Raw genomic sequence first — 18,575 nt, forward strand, 5'->3', positions numbered from 1 at the left:
CATACCGGTCACGGCGAGGGTGTCGAGCGCGCCCGGGCCGTGCGGAGCCGGGAGCCGGAGCCCGTCCGCCTCTGGGAGGACGGCTTCGCCGCCGATCCGCACACCTACTACGCCGCGCTGCGCGCCCAGGGCCCGGTCGGCGTCGCAGAACTCGGCCCCGGTGTCCCCGCGTACGTCGTCACCGACCGCCGGGCCGCCCTCGACCTCCTCCACGACGACGCGACCTGGTCCCGCGACCCCCGCCCCTGGGAGGCCACGGTCCCGGAGGACCACCATCTCCTCGGCATGATGCGCTGGCGCCCCAACGCGCTCTTCGCGGACGGCGCCGTACACGTCCGCTACCGGCGGGCGCTGGTCGACTCCTTCGGCCTGGTGGAGCCCCACGATCTGCGCGAACGGGTGCACAGGGCCGTCGACATACTCGTGTCACGGATCGGGCCCGCGGGCCGCGCCGATCTGGTGTCCGAATTCTCCCGCCCCCTGATGTCGCTGATCTTCAACAATCTCTTCGGGCTCCCGGACAGCTCCAGCGACCGCCTCCACACCTCCCTCGCCAAACTCATGGAGGGCGGGGAACGTTCGGCCGAAGGGGAGGCCGAATACGGCGCGTACGTCTTCGAACTCATCGCCGCCAAGACCGCCCGGCGCGGTGACGACCTCACGAGCTGGCTGCTGGACCACCCCCTCGGCCTGAGCCGGGAGGAGGTCACCTGGCAGGTCTTCCTCTCCCTGGGCGCGGGCCACGAGCCCACCTCCAACCTGGTCTCCAACGCGCTCTCCCGGATCCTCGGCAACCCGGACTACTACACGACCCTGACCAGCGGTTCACGGCCGGTGATGGACGCGGTGCTGGAGGTGCTGCGCTACGAGACGCCGCTCGCCAACTACGGCATCTACTACGCCAGGGAATCAGTCGCCTTCCACGGGGTATGGGTACGTGCGGCGGTGCCCGTCGTCGTCTCGTACGGCGCGCTCGGCCATTTCGCGGAACGGGAGCACGGGGGCACCCACCACCCGCACGACGCCTCCCACCTGTCGTGGTCGGCAGGTGAGCACGCCTGTCCCGTGAAGCAGCACACGCTGCTCATCGCCACCGAGGCGATCGAACGGCTGACCCAGTGGCTTCCGGACCTCGACCCCCTGCTGCCCCGCTCCCGGCTCACCTGGCGCCCCGGCCCCTTCCACCGTTCGCTGACCGCGCTGCCCGTCCGCTTCTCGCCGCGGACACCCGACACCGAACAAGAGCGCACCCTGCGGATCCCCCGTACCCCGGCCTCCGCGGACGCCTCCCCCCGTGCCGCCCGAACCGGCACCCCGTCCGACGGCGTCCCCCACTCGGGCGCCATGCCCTCCCGTGCCGCCCGCACCGGCACCCCCGGCCCCACGCACACCGACGCACCTCACGAGTCAGGAGTCTGAGGATGACCGCGACCCAGACCGGGACCGAATCCCCGGCCGAACAGCTCCCCGTCGCCATCGACCCCTTCGGCGCCGACATCAGGGCCGAGAGCGCCAGGCTCCGCGCGCTCGGGCCCCTCGTCCCCGTCGAGCTGCCCGGCGGCATTCCGGCCTGGGCTCCGACGTCGTACGACATCCTCCGGACCCTCATCCTGGACCCGCAGGTCAGCAAGGACCCGCGGAAACACTGGGCCCGGTTCGGGGAGATCGCGGACCGGCCGTCCTGGGGGTGGATCCTGAGCTGGGTCGGGGTGATCAACATGCTGTCGACGTACGGCCCCGACCACACCCGGCTGCGGAAACTGGTCGCGCCGAGCTTCACCGCCCGCCGGACCGAGAAGATGCGCCCGCGCGTCGAGGCCATCACGGAGGAGCTGCTCACGGCCCTCGGCGAGGCGGCGGAGCGCAGTGAGACGGTCGATCTGCGGTCCGGGTACGCGCAGGCGCTGCCGATGCGGATCATCTGCGAGCTGTTCGGGGTGCCGGACCAGCTCGTGGGCGACGTCGGCAGGCTGATCACCGCGATCATCAACACCAGCGATCAGAGCCCGGAGCACGCGGCTTCGGTGCAGCGGCAGATCGGTACGGTGCTGCCCGCGCTGATCGCCTACAAGGCGGAACACCCCGGCGACGATCTGACGACGGAGCTGATCCGGGTCCACGACGAGGACGGCGACCGGCTCAGCGACGAAGAGCTGGTCCACACGCTGCTGCTGGTGATCGGCGCGGGGTACGAGACGACGGTCAATCTGATCGGGAACGCGGTGGTGCTGCTGCTGAGCCACCCGGAGCAGTTGGCGGCCGTCCGGTCGGGCGAGATCGGCTGGGACGCGGTCGTGGACGAGGTCCTGCGGGTGGCGCCGTCGATCGCCAGTCTGCCGCTGCGGTTCGCGGTCACCGACATCGACATCGCGGGCGTCACCATCCCGGCGGGCGACGCGATCCTGACGACGTACGCGGCCGCGGGATCCGACCCGGCGCACTACGGGGACGAGGCGACGGCCTTCGACGCCCGCCGCGGCGCGGACGACTCCCTTGCCTTCGGCATCGGCGTGCACCGCTGCATCGGCGCGCCGCTGGCGCGGGTGGAGGCCCTGACCGCGCTGCCGCGCCTCTTCGAGCGCTTCCCGGGGATGCGGCTCGCGGTGCCGGCGGAGGAGTTGCAGCAGGTGCCGTCGTTCATCGCGTACGGCTGGCAGGAGATCCCGATCGTGCTGGGCTAGTGACCTGAGTCGGGCGCGGGTTCCGGTGGGCTGCCGGGGCCCGCGGCCGCGGCGCGGCGCAGTTCGCCCTTGAGGACCTTGCCCGAGGCGTTCCGCGGCAGTTCGGGGACGAACTCGACCTGCCGCGGCACCTTGTAGTTGGCCATCTCCCGCCGGGCCCAGGCGATGAGGTCGTCGGCGGTGAGGCCGGTGCCGGGGCGGCGGACGGCGTAGGCCTTGCCGACCTCTCCGAGGCGGGCGTCCGGAACGCCGATCACGGCCACGTCGACGAGGTCCGGATGGGCCCCGATGAGCTGTTCGATCTCGGCCGGATAGGCGTTGAAGCCACCGACGATGAACATGTCCTTGATGCGGTCGGTGATCCGGAGGTTGCCGTCGGCGTCGAGGATGCCGATGTCTCCGGTGTGCAGCCAGCCGTCCGGATCGACGGCGGCGGCGGTCGCCTCGGGGTCCTCGAAGTAGCCGCTCATCACGTGGTATCCGCGCACCAGCACCTCCCCCGGTTCGCCGGGCGCGGCCAGGACCCGGACCTCCGTGCCGGGCAGGGCGCGGCCGGAGGTGCGGGCGATGGTGCCGGGGTCGTCGCCGCGGCGGCACATGGTGACGAAGCCGCCCGCCTCGGAGAGTCCGTAGGCGGTCAGTACGGTGCCGATGTTCAGTTCGGTACGGAGCCGTTCGACGAGCTGAAGCGGGACGACGGCGGCGCCGGTGACGACGAGCCGCAGCGTCGACAGGTCGTGGGCGTCGCGGGACGGGTGGTCCAGCAGGGTCCGGTGGAGGGTCGGCGGCCCGGGCAGGACGGAGATCCGTTCGGCGGCGATATTGGCGAGGACGGTGTCCGTGCCGGAGACCGGCTGGGGGACCATCGTGGCGCCACGGGTGAGGCAGGCGATGATGCCCGCCTTGTAGCCGAAGGTGTGGAAGAACGGATTGACGACGAGGTAGCGGTCGTCGGCGCGGAGTCCGGCGAGTTCGCTCCAGAGGTCGTAGGCGCGCAGGGTCTGCGCATGGGTGATGACGGCGCCCTTGGGGCGGCCGGTGGTGCCGGAGGTGAAGATGATGTCGGAGGGGTCGCCGGGTTCGACGGTGTCGGCCCGGGCGCGTACCTCGTCGGGGTGGACGGCGGCTCCGGCGGCGAGGAAGTCGCGCCAGGTGAGACAGGATTCGGGCGCGGTGTCGTCGAGGACGACGATCTGCCGCAGCTCGGGGAGTTCGGGGTCCGCGCGGCGCAGGGACGCGATGTAGGAGGTGCCGAGGAAGGTGCCGGTGACGAAGAGGAGCCGGGCTCGGCAGCGGCGCAGGACGTAGGCGGCCTCGGCGCCTTTGAAGCGGGTGTTGAGGGGGACGAGTACGGCCCCGGCGGTGACGGCGCCGAGGGCGGAGACGATCCACTCCGGGGTGTTGGGTGCCCAGACGGCGACGCGGTCGCCCTTGCGGACGCCGGAGGCGATACAGGCGGCGGCGGCGCGTTCGACCTGCCGGCCGAGTTCGGCGTAGCTCACGCGGGTACGCCCGCCGTCGGCGACGACGGCTTCGCGGTGCGCGTGCTCGGCGGCGGCATGCCGGACGAGCCGGGGAATGGTCCCCCAGACGAGATCCCCACGGGGGTCCCATGCAGGTGCGGGCCCGTGCGGGTCCGCACCCGCGGGTCCGTGCCGGGGAGGGGCGTAGGGCGCAGGGTCCGTACCGCGTGCAGGGCCCTGCGCGGGGCCGGATACGGGCCCGGATACGGCGGTGTCCATCGGCGCAGGACCCTGCGCCTTGCCGGGGCCGGACGCGGGATCCGTACGGCCTGCGGGTACGGGCTCCCGCCCGGCCGCAGATACGGCGCCCGGTGCCGCACCGGCCTCCGGCACCGGGTCCCTACCGCTCGCCTGGCCCGGCGCAGGCACCGGGCTCTGTCCGGGCGGGGCGGTCGGGGACGTACCACCTGCCGGTGCGGGTCCCCGCCCGACCCGTGCCGGGTTCGTGTCCATCGGGCGTGATTCCGTCATCCCGTGCCTCCCGTCACCACCACCGCACCACACGGAGCTGACTATCCGTCAGATTAGCGGTAGCCTGACGCGCTGTCAGCAGTCGGCATCGAACAGCGGAGGGGCCCGTGGCCGGTCTCAAGGACGCGACGGCAATCGCCGGCATCGGCCGTACCGCCTTCGCGAAACAGCTGCCCGAATCCGAACGGACCCTCGCCTGCCGGGCCATCGTCGCCGCCCTCGACGACGCCGGTATCGCCGCCTCCGAGGTGGACGCCTTCGCCTCGTACACCATGGAGGAGACCGACGAAGTCGAGATCGCCAAGGCGATCGGCGCCGGAGACGTCACCTTCTTCTCCAAGGTCGGCTACGGCGGCGGCGGTTCCTGTGCCACCCTCGCCCATCTCGCGGCCGCCGTCGCCACCGGACAGGCGAGCGTGGGCGTCGCCTGGCGGTCCCGCAAACGCGGCAGCGGCCCCCGCCCCTGGCGGAACACCGCCGTCCAACTGCCCACCCCCGGCCAGTGGACCCGCCCCTTCGGGCTGCTCCGCCCCGCCGACGAGATCGGTATGCTCGCCCGCCGCTACATGCACGAGTACGGCGCCACCCGCGACCACTTCTTCAACGTCGCCCTCGCCTGCCGCAACCGGGCCAACCAGAACCCCGCGGCGATGATGTACGACCGCCCGCTCACCCGCGATATGTACATGACCTCGCGCTGGATCAGCGAGCCGCTCTGCCTCTTCGACAACTGCCTGGAGACCGACGGCGCCCTCGCCTGCGTCGTCGTCTCCGCCGAACGCGCCCGCGACTGCCGCCAGAAGCCCGTCTATCTCCACTCCGTCGCCCAGGGCCTGCCCGCCCAGCACCACGGCATGGTCAACTACTGGAACGACGACCCGCTCACCGGCCCCGCCTGGACCGCCGCCCGTCAGCTGTGGAAGACCGCCGACTTCGGCCCCGACGACGTCGACGTCGCCCAGATCTACGACGCCTTCACCCCCCTGATCCCGCTCTCCCTGGAGGGCTACGGCTTCTGCGGCCGCGGCGAGGGCGCGGCCTTCACCGAGGGCGGGGCCCTGGAGATCGGCGGCAGGCTGCCGCTCAACACGGCGGGCGGCGGCCTCTCGGAGGCGTACGTCCACGGCTTCAACCTGATCACCGAGGGGGTGCGGCAGCTGCGCGGCACCTCCACCGCCCAGGTGCCGTCCGCCTCGACCTGCCTGGTCACGGCGGGCGAGGGTGTGCCCACCTCGGCCGTACTGCTGAGGAGCTGACCGATGAGCCTGCTGAGTCCGGTCGTCGACGGCGACGGCGCGCCCTTCTGGGAGTACGCCTCCCGCGGCGAACTCCGCGTCCAGACCTGCGCCGACTGCGCCGAGCCGCGGTTCCCGCCCCGGCCCTGCTGCCCGTACTGCCAGTCCTTCGACTCCGATTGGCGGCCGGTGAGCGGGCGGGGCCGGATCTGGTCGTACGTCGTACCGCATCCGCCGCTGCTGCCCGGCTACGCGGAACTCGCCCCGTACAACACCGTCCTCGTCGAACTCACCGACGCGCCCCGGATCCGGCTCGTCGGCAATGTGGTGACGGCCGCCGACGCCCCGCTGGACTCCGTCGACCCGGCGAGGCTGCGGATCGGCGCGGGCGTACGGGTGGTGTTCGCGCCCCCGGACGAACAGGGGCTGCGGCTGCCGCGCTGGCTGCTGGAGCGGCCGTGACGGACCTGCCCGGGCAGACCGCCGGGGCCGGGGTGCGGATCGACCGCGACGCCGTCGCGGACACCGGGGTCGCGGTCGTCGTCCTCGACCGGCCCGACCGGCTCAACGCCCTCGACCTGCCCGCGGCCGCCGCGCTCGCCGCCGCCTGGCGCGCCTTCCGCCGCGACGACTCCGTCCGGGCCGTCGTCCTCACCGGCTCCGGCACCCGGGCCTTCTGCACCGGGATCGACCGCTCGGTCCGGGTGCCGCAGCCCACGTCCCCGTACAGCATCGACGATCCGCTGCTCACGATCGGCCCCAAGGCCAACGACCTGTGGAAACCGGTCGTCGCCGCGGTCGAGGGCATGGCCTGCGGCGGGGCGTTCTATCTGCTCGGGGAGTGCGAGTTCCTGATCGCCTCGCGCGAGGCGTCGTTCTTCGACCCGCATACGGCGTACGGCATGGTCAGCGCGTACGAGTCGGTGCTGCTGGCCCAGCGGATGCCGTACGGGGAGGCGGCCCGGCTGGCGCTGACCGGCACGGCGGAACGGCTTTCCGCGGTACGGGCCTACGAGACGGGGCTGGTCTCCGAGCTGACGGAGCCCGGCGGGGCGCGGGCCGCCGCGCTCCGGGTCGCGGCGGTCATCGCAGCCCAGCCGCCGCTCGCGGTCCAGGGCACGGTACGGGCGGTCTGGGCCGCCCGGGAGGCCGCGCGGTCCCATGCCCTCGCCCTGGCCCCGCATCTCATCGCCCTGGGGAATCTGCCCCCGGAGGAACAGGCGCGGCTGTTCGAAGCGCGGAAGGAGGGGGCGCCCCCGGAGCACCGGCTGCGGTGAGGGCCGGGGGCGCGGCCGGGGTCACCGGCGGGCCGCGTACTCCCAGAAGCCGCGCATCAGCGGGGGTGCGCTCGGGCCGGTCAGCGCGGTGTTGGTGAGCAGTACGGCGACCGTGCCGGTCGACGGTACGAGATGGGCGGAGGTGCCGGTGCCGCCGATCCACCCGTACCGGCCGGGAACGTTCCACGGCGCGGAGGGTTCGACGTCGACCGAGCCGCCGAAGCCCCAGCCCTGTCCGTCCAGGAACACCGCCCCGGCCTTGCGCTGGTCGGCGGTCAGATGGTCGGTGGTCATCAGGCCGACGGACTCCGGGGTCAGGATCCGGCGGCCGTCCGGGCCGTCGCCGCGGGCGAGCAGCATGGTCAGGAAGGCGCGCAGATCCCCGGCGGTGCCGACCAGACCGCCGGAGCCGGAGGCGAACGCGGGCTCCCGGCTCCACATCCCGTCGGGGGCGTCCCAGAGGGAGAGCCCGCCGCCCTGCTCCGGTTCGCCGTCGCCCGTTCCGTCTTTGTCCGTTCCGCCGTTGCCCGTTCCGTCGTCGTCCGTTCCGTCGCCGTCCGGACCGCCGTGGTCCGGTTCGTCCGGCCGGTAGAGCGCGGTGAAGCGGTCGAGCTTCGCCGCCGGGACGCTGAACGCGGTGTCGGCCATCCCCAGCGGTTCGAAGAGCCGCTCGGCGAGGAACTCCGCGAACGGCTGTCCCGTAACCCGGGCGACCAGCACGCCCTGGATATCGGAGGTGGTGTTGTAGAGGAACTGCTCGCCGGGCTGGTGGAGCAGGGGGATCCGGGCCAGGGCCGCCAGCCAGGTGTCGGGTGCCGGGATGCCCGCGGGCTCGGGCGGGTTCTGCGGCAGCCCGGCGGCGAGCGCCCGGACGGCGGGCAGCGAGAAGTCCGCGGGGTAGCCCCAGCCGGCGCGGGCGGTCAGCAGATCGCAGACGGTGATGGGCCGGACGGCGGGGAGGACGTCACCGGCGGGCGCGTCCGGGGTCCGTACCACCATCGGCGCGGCCAGTTCGGGCAGCCAGCGGGCCACCGGATCGCGGAGGGCGATCCGCCCCTCGTCGACGAGGAGCATCACGGCGGCGGCGGTGACCGGTTTGGTGAGGGACGCGATCCGGAAGATGCTGTCGGGGGCGATGTCGTCGGGGCCGCCGAGGGTGCGGCTGCCCGTGGCGGCGATCTCGGCGGTGTCGCCGCGGGCGACGAGCCCCACGGCCCCGGTCGCCTGCCCCCGGCGCACCCCGTCCGCCAGCAGGGCTCGCAGCCCGGTCTCCGGTGCCTCGGTCATCACGGTCTTCCTTTCGCCGTCGCGGTCGCCGCGGTGGTCGTGGCCGCGGCGGTACGGGAGGGTGGACTCCCGCGGGCGCGGATCCTCATCGGAGGAGCGGGCGGCGCGTGCGGTACCCGGCCGACCCGGCCCGCGCTCGGCACCGTACCGCCGGATCGGGTACGGGCTCGCGCGCCGCGGCGGGGACACGGCCGTGATCGGGCCGGGGGCATGGTCCGGGGCGGCCGGGGTGCGGCCGCGGGCGCGAACCGCCGCACCCGGTACGGGCTCGCGCCACGCGTCCCCGCACGGCGCCGCTCCCCCGGGCGGACACCGTCCGGCCCGCCCGGATGCGCGCGCCGGCTGTCGCGAACCGCTCAGGACCGTACCGCCTCGGGTACGCGCGCCGCAGCGGGGAAACAACCCGAACCGGACAAAGGCCTGCACGGCACCGCTCCCCCGGGCGGACACCGTCCGGCCCGCCCGGATGCGCGCGCCGGCTGTCGCGAACCGCTCAGGACCGTACCGCCTCGGGTACGCGCCCACTCAGCACGGCCGGGACGGCCGCAGGGCACCACTCCCGGCGGCACGGACCGCCGAACGCCCCGCGCCCCCGGGCGCGGTCAGCGGCGGCCCGTCGCCGTGCCCTTCACCGCGTCCAGCGCATACACGCAGCGGTCCTTGCTGCACGCGTACACGACACCGTCCCTGACCACCGGGGAGCCGGTGATCTCACCGCCCGTCGCCAGTTTCCACCGCAGCTGACCGCCCGTCGCGTCGAGCGTGTACAGCACATGGTCCGCGGAGCCGAAGTGGACCCGGCCGTCCGCGGCGACGGGCGCGCCGACGACCTCGCCGCCCGCCGCGAACCGCCACAGCGGGGTCCCGGCGACGGCATCGAGGGTGTAGAGCGCGCTGCCGCTGCCCACATGGACGTTGCCGCCGGTGACCAGGACCGGTTCAGTGGACTGGCGGGCCTCGGTGGCGATCCGCCAGCGGTCCTTGCCGGTGGTCGCGTCCAGGGCGTACACCGTGCCCAGATAGTCCGCGAGATAGACACCGCCGCCCGCGACCGCGGGCCCCGCGGCGAAGGCGGGTGGGGAGAGGAAGACCGCGGGCGCCTCGAAGTGCCAGCGGACCCGGCCGGTCGCGATGTCGAGGGCGATGACGCGGGTACCGGCGGAGACATAGACGAAGCCGTCGGCCGCCGGATGGACCCGGACCGGGACATTGCCGCAGGACGCCGCGTCACCGACGGGATAGGACCAGCGTTCCGTGCCGGTACGGGCCTCCAGCGCCCGCAGCCGCGCCTCCTTCCAGACGTACACCGTGTCCCCGGCGATGACCGGACCGCCCTCGACGGTCTCGAACTCGGACTGGGCACCGGTCAGCTCCCACAGCTTGTCGCCGCCCGACGCCTCCCAGGCCTGGACGCCGCCGCCGCGGGTGCCGGTGAGGACCGTGCCCCGTTCGGCCTGGAGGGAGTAGACCCAGGAATCGGTGGACAGCCGCCACCGCTCCCGGCCGTCCGCGGCGTCGAGGGCGTAGAGACTGGGCCCGTCGGAGGCGTGGATACGGCCCGCTTCGAGCGCCATCGACCAGGCCACGTCACGGGTCTTGAACTGGCGGCGGCCGGTCCCCGTATCGAGGGCGTGGACCTCGAAGGAGGTGACGTAGAGCAGACCGCCGTCGACGATCGGAGTGCCCCAGACGTCGTTGGACATCCGGAACCGCCAGGGCCGCCAGCGGCCGGTGCCGTCGGGCAACAGCGACGGCGACGAAGGGGCCGGCGGGGCCGGGGGCGGCGCGGGGGCCGGAGCCGTACCGCCCGTCTGCCCGGCCGGGCGGCGGACCCAGCCCGTCCCGGGCGGCGAGCCGGGGAGCGGACCCACGGCGTCCGCCACCCTGAGGCCGGGACCGATCGGAGCGGCCACCCCCGGCAGCTGTACGGAGACGGCGGCAGCGACCGGCGCGGCGGCGCCCGTGCGAGGGTCCTCCGACGGTCCGCGGGCCCAGCCCGGATTGCCGCGCGGCGGCTGCGCGGGCTGCGGCGGCACCAGCTGCGGACCGGCGTGCCGTCCCCCGTGCCGGGGCCCGCCCTGCGGCCCGTGGCCGGGCGGCGCGGACGGCGGCGGGCCGGGCGGCCGCGGCGGGGCCGCCGCGGGAAGCTGCGTCGTCCGGCCGCCGCGCCGGGTCTCGATCATGGCGACCGCCAGCGGGGGCAGCCACGCGGACGCCGTACCGCTGTCGTCGCCGCCGGAGGCGAAGAGATGCGGCGCGAGCAGGGCCTGCAGATCCTCCGGCGAGGGGCGGCCCGTCGCGTCCATGCCCATGCAGGACTCGATGAGGGGCCGCAGCTCCGCCGGCAGACCCTCCAGATCGGGGCCCTCGCGCAGCAGCATGAACACGGTCTCCACCGGGTTCGCGCCGTGGAAGGGCGCATGCCCCGTGGCCGCGAAGACCAGGGTGGAGCCCAGCGAGAAGACATCGCTGGCCCCGGTCACGCTACGGGAGTCCCTGGCCTGTTCGGGCGACATGTAAGCGGGCGTGCCGACGGCCACGTTCGTCATGGTCAGCCGGGTGTTGGAGACCCCCGACGCGATCCCGAAGTCGATCACCCGGGGTCCGTCCTCGACGACCAGGACGTTCGACGGCTTGAGATCGCGGTGGACGAGCCCGGCGCCGTGAATGGACTGCAGGGCCTCCGCGATACCCGCGGCCAGCCAGCGCACCCCCCGGGCGGGCAGCGGCCCGCACTCGTTCACTATCTCTTCCAGCGACGGCGCGGGCACGTACGCCGTGGCCAGCCAGGGCACCGCGGCCCGCGGATCGGCATCGACGACGGCCGCCGTGTAGAAACCGCTGACGGCCCGCGCCGCCTCCACCTCACGGGTGAAACGGACCCGGAAAAGCTGGTCCTCGGCGAGTTCGGTACGGACGGTCTTGATGGCCACCCGGCGGCCCGACGCCGACCGGGCGAGATAGACCAGTCCCATACCACCGGCACCGAGCCGGCCCAGCACCTCGAACGGACCGATCCGTCTCGGGTCATGCTGAGTAAGCTGCTCCATCCCTGCCACCTCCCCGTACGGGCCCCGGCTCCATCGGGCCCGTCCTCACCAGCCCTGCACGGCGTCTCACCGCCGAGCCCCGCAGCGGTCGCGCACACCGATTCTTCCTGTCGGAGGCGGCGGTGGCGAACCCGGGGGCGGATCGGGGTGTCTCGCCCGGATCAGGGCACGTCGGGCATGCCGGAACCGCTCCGTCCCGCATCTCCGTACCCCTCCCGATCCGCCCCGTACCGCTTCCGCCGTGCGATTCCCCGCACTTTCCCCGCTCCACCGCACCCCGATTGTCGGTGAGTACGACGATTCGTCCAGGATGCGCATCACACCACCCCGACCCGATCAGGCCGGATCACGCCCAACCGGAACCCGCGGACAGCACGAACACCCTCCCCTGATCCTTGACGCAGAAATAGGAAAAAGGGATGAGGGGACACCCGGAAGACGGCGGATCAAAGCTCCTACCAGGGCCGGCTCCGCTCGAACGCACATTCCCGGGCCGTGCGTCCGCCCGCCCGACCCCGCCCCCCCGGCAGCGCACACCCCATTTGCAGTCGGCCGAATCGCGCGCCGATCACCCGTCGGTAAGCTGACGGCATGACAGGACAAGTACGCACTGTCGACGGCCGAGTGGCCGGACGACGCGGCCAGGCCACGCGGCAGAAGCTGCTCGACTGCCTCGGCGAGATGCTCAGCTCATCGCCGTACCGGGACGTCAAGGTCATCGACGTCGCCCGGAAAGCGGGAACCTCCCCCGCCACCTTCTACCAGTACTTCCCCGACGTCGAAGGCGCCGTCCTCGAAATCGCCGAAGAAATGGCCAAAGAAGGCGCCGCCCTCACCGGCCTCGTCGCCGGACGCTCCTGGGTCGGCAAAGCCGCCTGGCAGACCTCCGAAGAACTCGTCGACGGCTTCCTCGACTTCTGGCGCCGCCACGACGCGATCCTCCGCGTCGTCGACCTCGGAGCCGCAGAAGGCGACAAACGCTTCTACAAGATCCGTATGAAGATCCTCAACTCGGTCACCAACTCCCTCACCGACGCCGTGAAGGAACTCCAGACCAAGGGCCGCGTCGACAAAGACGTCAACCCCGCAGCCGTCTCCGGCTCCCTCGTGGCCATGCTCGCCGCAGTCGCATCGCACCAGAAGGGCTTCACCACCTGGGGCGTCAAACAGGCCGAACTCCGCCCCAACCTCGCCCTCCTCGTCCACCTCGGCATCACCGGCAAAAAGCCCCTTAAATAGGGGCTCGTTCGCCTCCGGGGCGCTTAAGCCACGGTCTTCAGTCGATCGTGCTCGATCACTCGTTCCTCGCGATCTCCGCGCGTTCTCCCTCCAGTCCCCCTACGCCTTCGGCGTGGGAGGTGCCCCCAGGCGCGCCCCTTCGGCTCACTCGCCGGTCCTGGGGGACGGGCGGGTCGTGAGCAGTGGGCGTTTTTCACGCCTCGGGCGCAGCCACCGGAACGCCTCCGCTGCGGCGCGGGCAGGTCGTGAGCAGTGGCCGCTTTCGCCCCTCGGGCACAGCCACCGGAACGCCTCCGCGGAGCGGATATCGCGGACATCACGGACGTCGCGAGGCCCCCGGCCGCTCCCCTCGGCCCCATCGCGTCCCCGTCGCATCCGGTCGCGTCCGGGCGTCAGCCCTCGGTGCCCGGCTTCACGCCCCATATGTAGATCGCGTCGTCGATGTCCAGCAGATCCCACAGCTCCGCCGCGTCCGCCAGCTTCAGATTGACGCAGCCCGCCGAGCCGCCGCCGTCGTACAGGTTGTCGAGCCGGCCGTGCAGCGCCTGCCCCCCGTCGAAGAACTGGGCGTACGGCATGGGAGCGTCGTCGTAGATCGTGGAGACGTGGTCGCGGCTGCGCCAGTAGATCGCGTGCCAGCCGAGACGGGTCTCCTCGGTGTCCCGGCCGGTGCGGATCGGCACCGGGTCGAAGACGACGGTCCGGCCCCGCTGCACCCACAGCAGCTGCCGGTCGAGGTCGATGCAGGTGACGCGGTAGTCGCGGACCGGGCAGCTGCCCGCAGCGTTCGGATTGGCCCGCGCCTTGACGGCGACCATCGTGCGGTACGTCATCAGACTCGCGTAGCCGTCGGTGGGAACGATGTCGTTCGCGGCCTGGAAGTTGCGGATGGCCACGCAGTCACCGGCCGACTGGACCCCGTCCACGGGCCGCTTCAGATACTCCTCCAGAGCCCGCTGGTACGGCCCCGTACCCGCCGTGCAGCCGTCGGCAAGGGCGGGTGCCGCCTCCGCCGCCGGGGCGCCGCCGGGGCCGCCCAGGGCGAGCGTCCCGGCCAGCAGCGCCACCGCGGCGGCGCCGGCTATGCCCGTGCGCTTGCTGCCGCGCTCCCCTGTCGTCTTCCGTCGCATGCGGAACTCCGTCCTCGTGCGTTCCCCCATAGGTCCCCAGACCACTGTTATCAGCGGTTGTCCGCCCGCGCCTCGGACGGGCGTCCGAAGAGGTGAGGCGGGGGCCGCACGCGAGGACGCGGACGCCCCGGTGGTGTCCGGTGCGTCCGCGTCCCCGTTCCGCTCGGTCTTCAGTTGTGTGTCTTCAGTTGTGTGGTGCGGCGGTGGCTACTTCTTGCCGCCCTTGCCCTTGCCGGGCTCGCCGCGCTTGTTGGCGACCTCGACCTGGACCGGCTGGTCGGCGTTCTCCGCCGTGATGGTGAACGGCCCCTTCACGGGGTTGTCCGGCAGGACGTACCCCTCGGGCACATCCGTCTCCAGCAGGTAGTACGTCCCGAGCGCCAGCTCGTCGAACGTGCAGTTGCCCTCGTTGTCCGTGGCGCAGCCGGGGCCGACCATGGTGTCGGGCGGGGTGCCGTTCAGCGCCCTGGTCTGGAGACCGGCGACGCCGTTGGTCTCCTCCCACAGCTCGAACACCGCGCCCGCGAGGGGCTTGCCGTTCTTGGCGTCGGTCTTGTGGAGGTCGATCTCGCCGGTGGGCGGGGTCGGCGTCGCGGTGTTCTCGGCCGTGACCGTGACACCGCCCGGGATCTCGCCCTCGGTGAGGACGACCGGGAAGACCGGGTTCGCCGGAAGGTCGTAGCCCGCCGGAGCCGCGGTCTCACGCCAGTAGTACGTACCCGGGACGACGTCCCGGCTGCACCGGCCGTTGGCACCCGTCGTGCAGTCCGGCGCCAGCCGCGTGTCCGGGTTCCCGCCCGTGGTCTGGAGACCGGGAATCCCGTTCGTCTCCTGCCAGAACTGGAACACCGCACCCGCCAGCGGGTCACCCGTCACCGAGTCGACCTTCTCCACCGTGACCGGCGCCTCACCGGGCGGGGTCTTGATGTTGGCCGCGGTCACCGTCACACCGTCGGGGATGTCCTGCGCCGTCAGAGTGATCGGGAAGACCGGGTTGACCGGAAGGTCGTAGCCCGGCGGGGCCGCAGTCTCCTGCCAGTAGTACTGACCCACCTCGACGGTCTCGGTGCACGTACCGTTCGCAGGCGTCGTGCAGGGAGCACCGACCTCCGTGTCCGGGTTGGCGCCCGCGGTCTGGAGACCGGGGATCCCGTTGGTCTCCTGCCACAGCTGGAAGACCGCACCGGCCAGCGGAGCACCCGTCACCGAGTCCTCCTTGACCACGGACACGTTGCCCGTGACCGGAGGGGTCTTGGTGTTCTCGGCCGTGACCGTGACACCGCCCGGGATCTCGCCCTCGGTGAGGACGACCGGGAAGACCGGGTTCGCCGGAAGGTCGTAGCCCGCCGGAGCCGCGGTCTCACGCCAGTAGTACGTACCCGGGACGACGTCCCGGCTGCACCGGCCGTTGGCACCCGTCGTGCAGTCCGGCGCCAGCCGCGTGTCCGGGTTCCCGCCCGTGGTCTGGAGACCGGGGATTCCGTTGGTCTCCTGCCAGAACTGGAACACGGCACCCGCGAGCGGGTCGCCCGACTCGGAGTCGACCTTCACCACCGTGACCGGCGCCTCGCCGGGCGGGGTCTTGATGTTGGTCGCGGTCACCGAGACCCCGCCGGGGATGTCGGCGGCGGTGAGGGTGAGCGGGAAGACCGGGTTGACGGGGAGGTCGTAGCCCGGCGGGGCCGCGGTCTCCTGCCAGTAGTACTGACCCACCTCGACGGTCTCGGTGCACGTACCGTTCGCAGGCGTCGTGCACGGGCTGCCGATCGTGGTGTCCGGGTTGATGCCGATGGTCTGGAGACCGGGAATCCCGTTCGTCTCCTCCCACAGCTGGAACACCGCACCCGCCAGCGGAGCACCCGTCACCGAGTCCTCCTTCACCACGGACACATCGCCCGTGACCGGAGCCGTCTTGATGTTCTCGGCCGTGATCTCGACACCCTCGGCGGCGTTCTCCTCGGTCAGGACCAGCGGTCCGAAGACCGGGTTGACCGGGAGGTCGTAGCCGGGCGGGGCCGCGGTCTCCTGCCAGTAGTACTCGCCCACCTCGACCGTCTCGGTGCACGTACCGTTCGCAGGCGTCATACACGGGCTGCCGACCGTGGTGTCCGGGTTGATACCGATGGTCTGGAGACCGGGAACCCCGTTCGTCTCCTCCCACAACTGGAACACCGCACCCGCCAGCGGAGCACCCGTCACCGAGTCCTCCTTGAGGACCGAGACGTCACCGCGGGCCGGGGGCACCGGCGTCTTCACGTTCTCCGCCGTCACCGAGACCCCGCCGGGGATGTCGGCGTCGGTGAGGGTGAGCGGGAAGACCGTATTGGCCGGGAGGTCGTAGCCGGGCGGGGCCGTGATCTCGACCCAGTAGTACGTACCGGCGACGACGTCACGGCTGCACTGTCCGTCCGTGCCGGTCGTGCAGTCCGGGTTGACCTTGGTGTCCGGGTTCGCGCCCGAGGTCTGGAGACCGGCGATCCCGTTCGTCTCGTGCCAGAACTGGAAGACGGCGCCCGCGAGCGGGGCGTCGGTCTCCGAGTCCACCTTGACGACGGTCACCGGGCCCTCGCCCGGCGGTACCGGGGTCTTGGTGTTGGCGACGGTCACGCTCACGCCGACCTGGGCGTTCTCCTCGGTGAGTACGAGCGGGAAGATCGTCTCGGCGGGGAGGTCGTAGCCCGGGGGCGCGGAGACCTCACGCCAGTAGTACGTGCCCGTGGGCACGATCCGGGCACACTCGCCGACCACGTCGGTGGTGCAGTCCGGCGGGAGCTGGGTGTCCGGGTTCGGGCCGGTGACCTGGAGACCGGTGATGCCGTTGGTCTCCTCCCACAGCTCGAAGATCGCACCGGGCAGGGCCGCCTGCGTATCGGCGTCGACCTTGTCGACCGACACCTCGCCCGTGACCGGAGTCTTGCTGTTGTCGGCCGTGACCGTGACACCCGCGGGGATGTCGTCGGCGGTGAGGACGACCGGGAAGACCGGATCGGCGGGGAGGTCGTAGCCGGGCGGGGCCGCGGTCTCCTGCCAGTAGTACGTACCGGGGTCGACGGTCTCCGAGCACGAGCCGTCGGCGCCGGTCACACAGGGCGAACCGATCTTGGAGTCGGGCGAGGGCCCGGACGTCTGGAGACCGGCGAGGCCGTTCGTCTCCTCCCACAGCTGGAAGGTGGCCCCGGCCAGCGGGGTGCCCGTGGTCGCGTCCTGCTTCACGACCTTCACCGGCGCGGTCGGGACCACGACGGAGCAGTCGGGCAGATCCCCGTTGAAGGGGTACGCGTGGAACTCCTGGCCACCGCCCCCGCCGGCGGCACCGTGCGTGATGCTGCCCGTGGAGAAGAAGCGGCCGTTGATACCGGGCAGGGTGACCGTCGTACCCGACGACTGGTTGCCGACCAGGACGCTGCCCTGGAACTGGCCGGTGCCCTTGAGGGTGACCGTGGAGGCGTCGGGGAAGTTCCACAGCAGCCGCTCGCGCAGCTGGTTCAGCGGGTCCGTGTCGAACGGGCTGCCGCTGTAGGTGTTGATGGTGCGGTTCGCGCCCAGCACGTTCACCAGGATCGTGGCGTTCGCGGGGATGTTGTTGAAGACGAGCCCCTGCTGCCCGCCGGTCCCACCCTGCATGTCGAAGTCGACGTTGAAGACCTGGAGCGCGGAGGTGCCGTCACCCGTGAAGGTGGTCTGGCCGCCGCTGTTGACCGCGGTCCCGGTGGCCGGGCGGTTGGCGCCGGTCTCCGTTCGCGCATAGCACTGGCTGGAGGCGGTCAGCTCGTCGCGCAGGGCCGTGTAGGGGGCCGCCGCGTTCGGGTCCTGGATGAGGGTGCCGGTGACCGTGCCGGTCAGGGTGCCCGCGTACCGCACATTGCCGCCGTCGGCGAGCAACCGCTCCCCGGCCGCGACAGTGACATTGGCACCGGTGGTGAGGAAGTCCGTACCGTCGTCCGGGGGGACCCTGGAGCCGACGCCGACGATGCCGACGTTGTAGATCGCGCTGGCGCCGGCGGCCTTGTCCTGGTCGAAGCTGCCGAGGACGACGACCTTGCCTTCGGCCTCCGCCGCACCGCCCCGGACACTGAAGTTCCCGCCCGCGAAGATATTGATGTTGTTGTCACGGCCCGCGATGGGGCCGTTGTTCAGCGGGGGGTACGGATTCGGGCACGGCGGGGTGCCGGGGATGCAGGGGCCGAGCCCGCCGGGGAGCGGGGCACGACGGAGCTGGGCCTTGTGGGGCTTCTGGGGCTTGAAGCCACGGGCCTTGTTCTTCGCGGCCTTGCTGCCGCTCTGACTCCTGTTGCCGGTCGCGCTCCGGGTCCCGTCCCGGTCGGGGGTCGCCGTGGCGGCGACGCGCTCCTCCTGGGAGGACGGCGGAGCCGGGGCGGCCCAGACCGTCCCCTGCCCCAGCACGAGCGCGGGTGCGGTCGCCGCGAGGACCGCACAGGCCACGCCTGTCGTCCGGGAGCGTTGTCGCAGCCGCGCGAGAACTGCTCGCATCACATCGACTTCTCTCGTTAGGTGAGGTGATCCCGAGACGGGAATCCCCAGGACAGGCTGCGGAGAGGGGTCGTGCGGGCGCGGTAGACACTCCCCGGGCGTCGCCCGGAAAGATCGGACTATCACCCGGGGGTGGTAGCGGGTTTGGACCCCCTGGCCGTAGGGCCTTTCCCGGGGATCGGACAGGGATC

General features: G+C 72.3%; 11 protein-coding genes. 6 read left to right on the forward strand and 5 right to left on the reverse strand.

The genetic code is table 11. The features are described 5' to 3' along the window. Window positions 1–39: 39 nt before the first annotated feature. Both B7R87_RS12800 and B7R87_RS12805 read left to right on the forward strand, forming a co-directional pair. Window positions 40–1,419, forward strand: coding sequence for a cytochrome P450 family protein (locus tag B7R87_RS12800; protein ID WP_045853024.1), 1,380 nt, complete (start codon window positions 40–42; stop codon window positions 1,417–1,419). 2 nt (window positions 1,420–1,421) lie between these two features. Continuing rightward, complete coding sequence (locus B7R87_RS12805) at window positions 1,422–2,681, forward strand: cytochrome P450 family protein (protein ID WP_006348668.1); 1,260 nt, start codon at window positions 1,422–1,424, stop codon at window positions 2,679–2,681. Here B7R87_RS12805 and B7R87_RS12810 read toward each other — a convergent pair. Next, window positions 2,678–4,423: a FadD3 family acyl-CoA ligase gene (locus B7R87_RS12810; protein ID WP_078902301.1), complete on the reverse strand. Its 1,746-nt coding sequence runs from the start codon at window positions 4,421–4,423 to the stop codon at window positions 2,678–2,680. The two genes, B7R87_RS12805 and B7R87_RS12810, sit on opposite strands and share 4 nt — an antisense overlap. 359 nt (window positions 4,424–4,782) lie before the next feature. On the opposite strand from B7R87_RS12810, the gene B7R87_RS12815 reads away from it, so the two are divergent. The 3 genes from B7R87_RS12815 to B7R87_RS12825 are packed head-to-tail and all read left to right on the forward strand — an operon-like array spanning window position 4,783 to window position 7,187. Next, the gene (locus B7R87_RS12815) at window positions 4,783–5,931 is read left to right on the forward strand and encodes a lipid-transfer protein (protein WP_006348666.1); all 1,149 of its coding nucleotides are present in this window, start codon (window positions 4,783–4,785) and stop codon (window positions 5,929–5,931) included. Between the two features lie 3 nt (window positions 5,932–5,934). Beyond that, the gene (locus tag B7R87_RS12820) at window positions 5,935–6,372 is read left to right on the forward strand and encodes a Zn-ribbon domain-containing OB-fold protein (RefSeq protein WP_006348665.1); all 438 of its coding nucleotides are present in this window, start codon (window positions 5,935–5,937) and stop codon (window positions 6,370–6,372) included. A 5-nt stretch (window positions 6,373–6,377) separates the two neighbouring features. Beyond that, window positions 6,378–7,187: an enoyl-CoA hydratase/isomerase family protein gene (locus B7R87_RS12825; RefSeq protein WP_233169046.1), complete on the forward strand. Its 810-nt coding sequence runs from the start codon at window positions 6,378–6,380 to the stop codon at window positions 7,185–7,187. 21 nt (window positions 7,188–7,208) lie between these two features. On the opposite strand, the gene B7R87_RS12830 is transcribed toward B7R87_RS12825, so the two are convergent. Together B7R87_RS12830 and B7R87_RS12835 are read right to left on the reverse strand one after the other, a co-directional pair. Beyond that, window positions 7,209–8,474 (reverse strand): serine hydrolase domain-containing protein, encoded by a 1,266-nt coding sequence (locus B7R87_RS12830; RefSeq protein ID WP_006348663.1) that lies wholly within the window; start codon window positions 8,472–8,474, stop codon window positions 7,209–7,211. A 602-nt stretch (window positions 8,475–9,076) separates the two neighbouring features. After that, window positions 9,077–11,524, reverse strand: coding sequence for an outer membrane protein assembly factor BamB family protein (locus B7R87_RS12835; protein ID WP_130585081.1), 2,448 nt, complete (start codon window positions 11,522–11,524; stop codon window positions 9,077–9,079). A gap of 591 nt (window positions 11,525–12,115) precedes the next feature. Here B7R87_RS12835 and B7R87_RS12840 point away from each other — a divergent pair. Then, window positions 12,116–12,763, forward strand: coding sequence for a TetR family transcriptional regulator (locus B7R87_RS12840; protein ID WP_040915903.1), 648 nt, complete (start codon window positions 12,116–12,118; stop codon window positions 12,761–12,763). Between the two features lie 392 nt (window positions 12,764–13,155). Here B7R87_RS12840 and B7R87_RS12845 read toward each other — a convergent pair whose 3' ends face one another. Both B7R87_RS12845 and B7R87_RS12850 read right to left on the reverse strand, forming a co-directional pair. Then, a complete protein-coding gene (locus tag B7R87_RS12845) occupies window positions 13,156–13,893 on the reverse strand; it encodes a L,D-transpeptidase (protein ID WP_130585082.1) in 738 nt (245 codons plus the stop codon). 207 nt (window positions 13,894–14,100) lie between these two features. After that, entirely contained in the window at window positions 14,101–18,384 is a 4,284-nt protein-coding gene (locus B7R87_RS12850; RefSeq protein WP_100249181.1) for a SpaA isopeptide-forming pilin-related protein, read from the reverse strand. Window positions 18,385–18,575 lie beyond the last annotated feature (191 nt).

The organism is Streptomyces tsukubensis (assembly GCF_003932715.1).
Classification (GTDB): Bacteria; Actinomycetota; Actinomycetes; order Streptomycetales; family Streptomycetaceae; genus Streptomyces; species Streptomyces tsukubensis.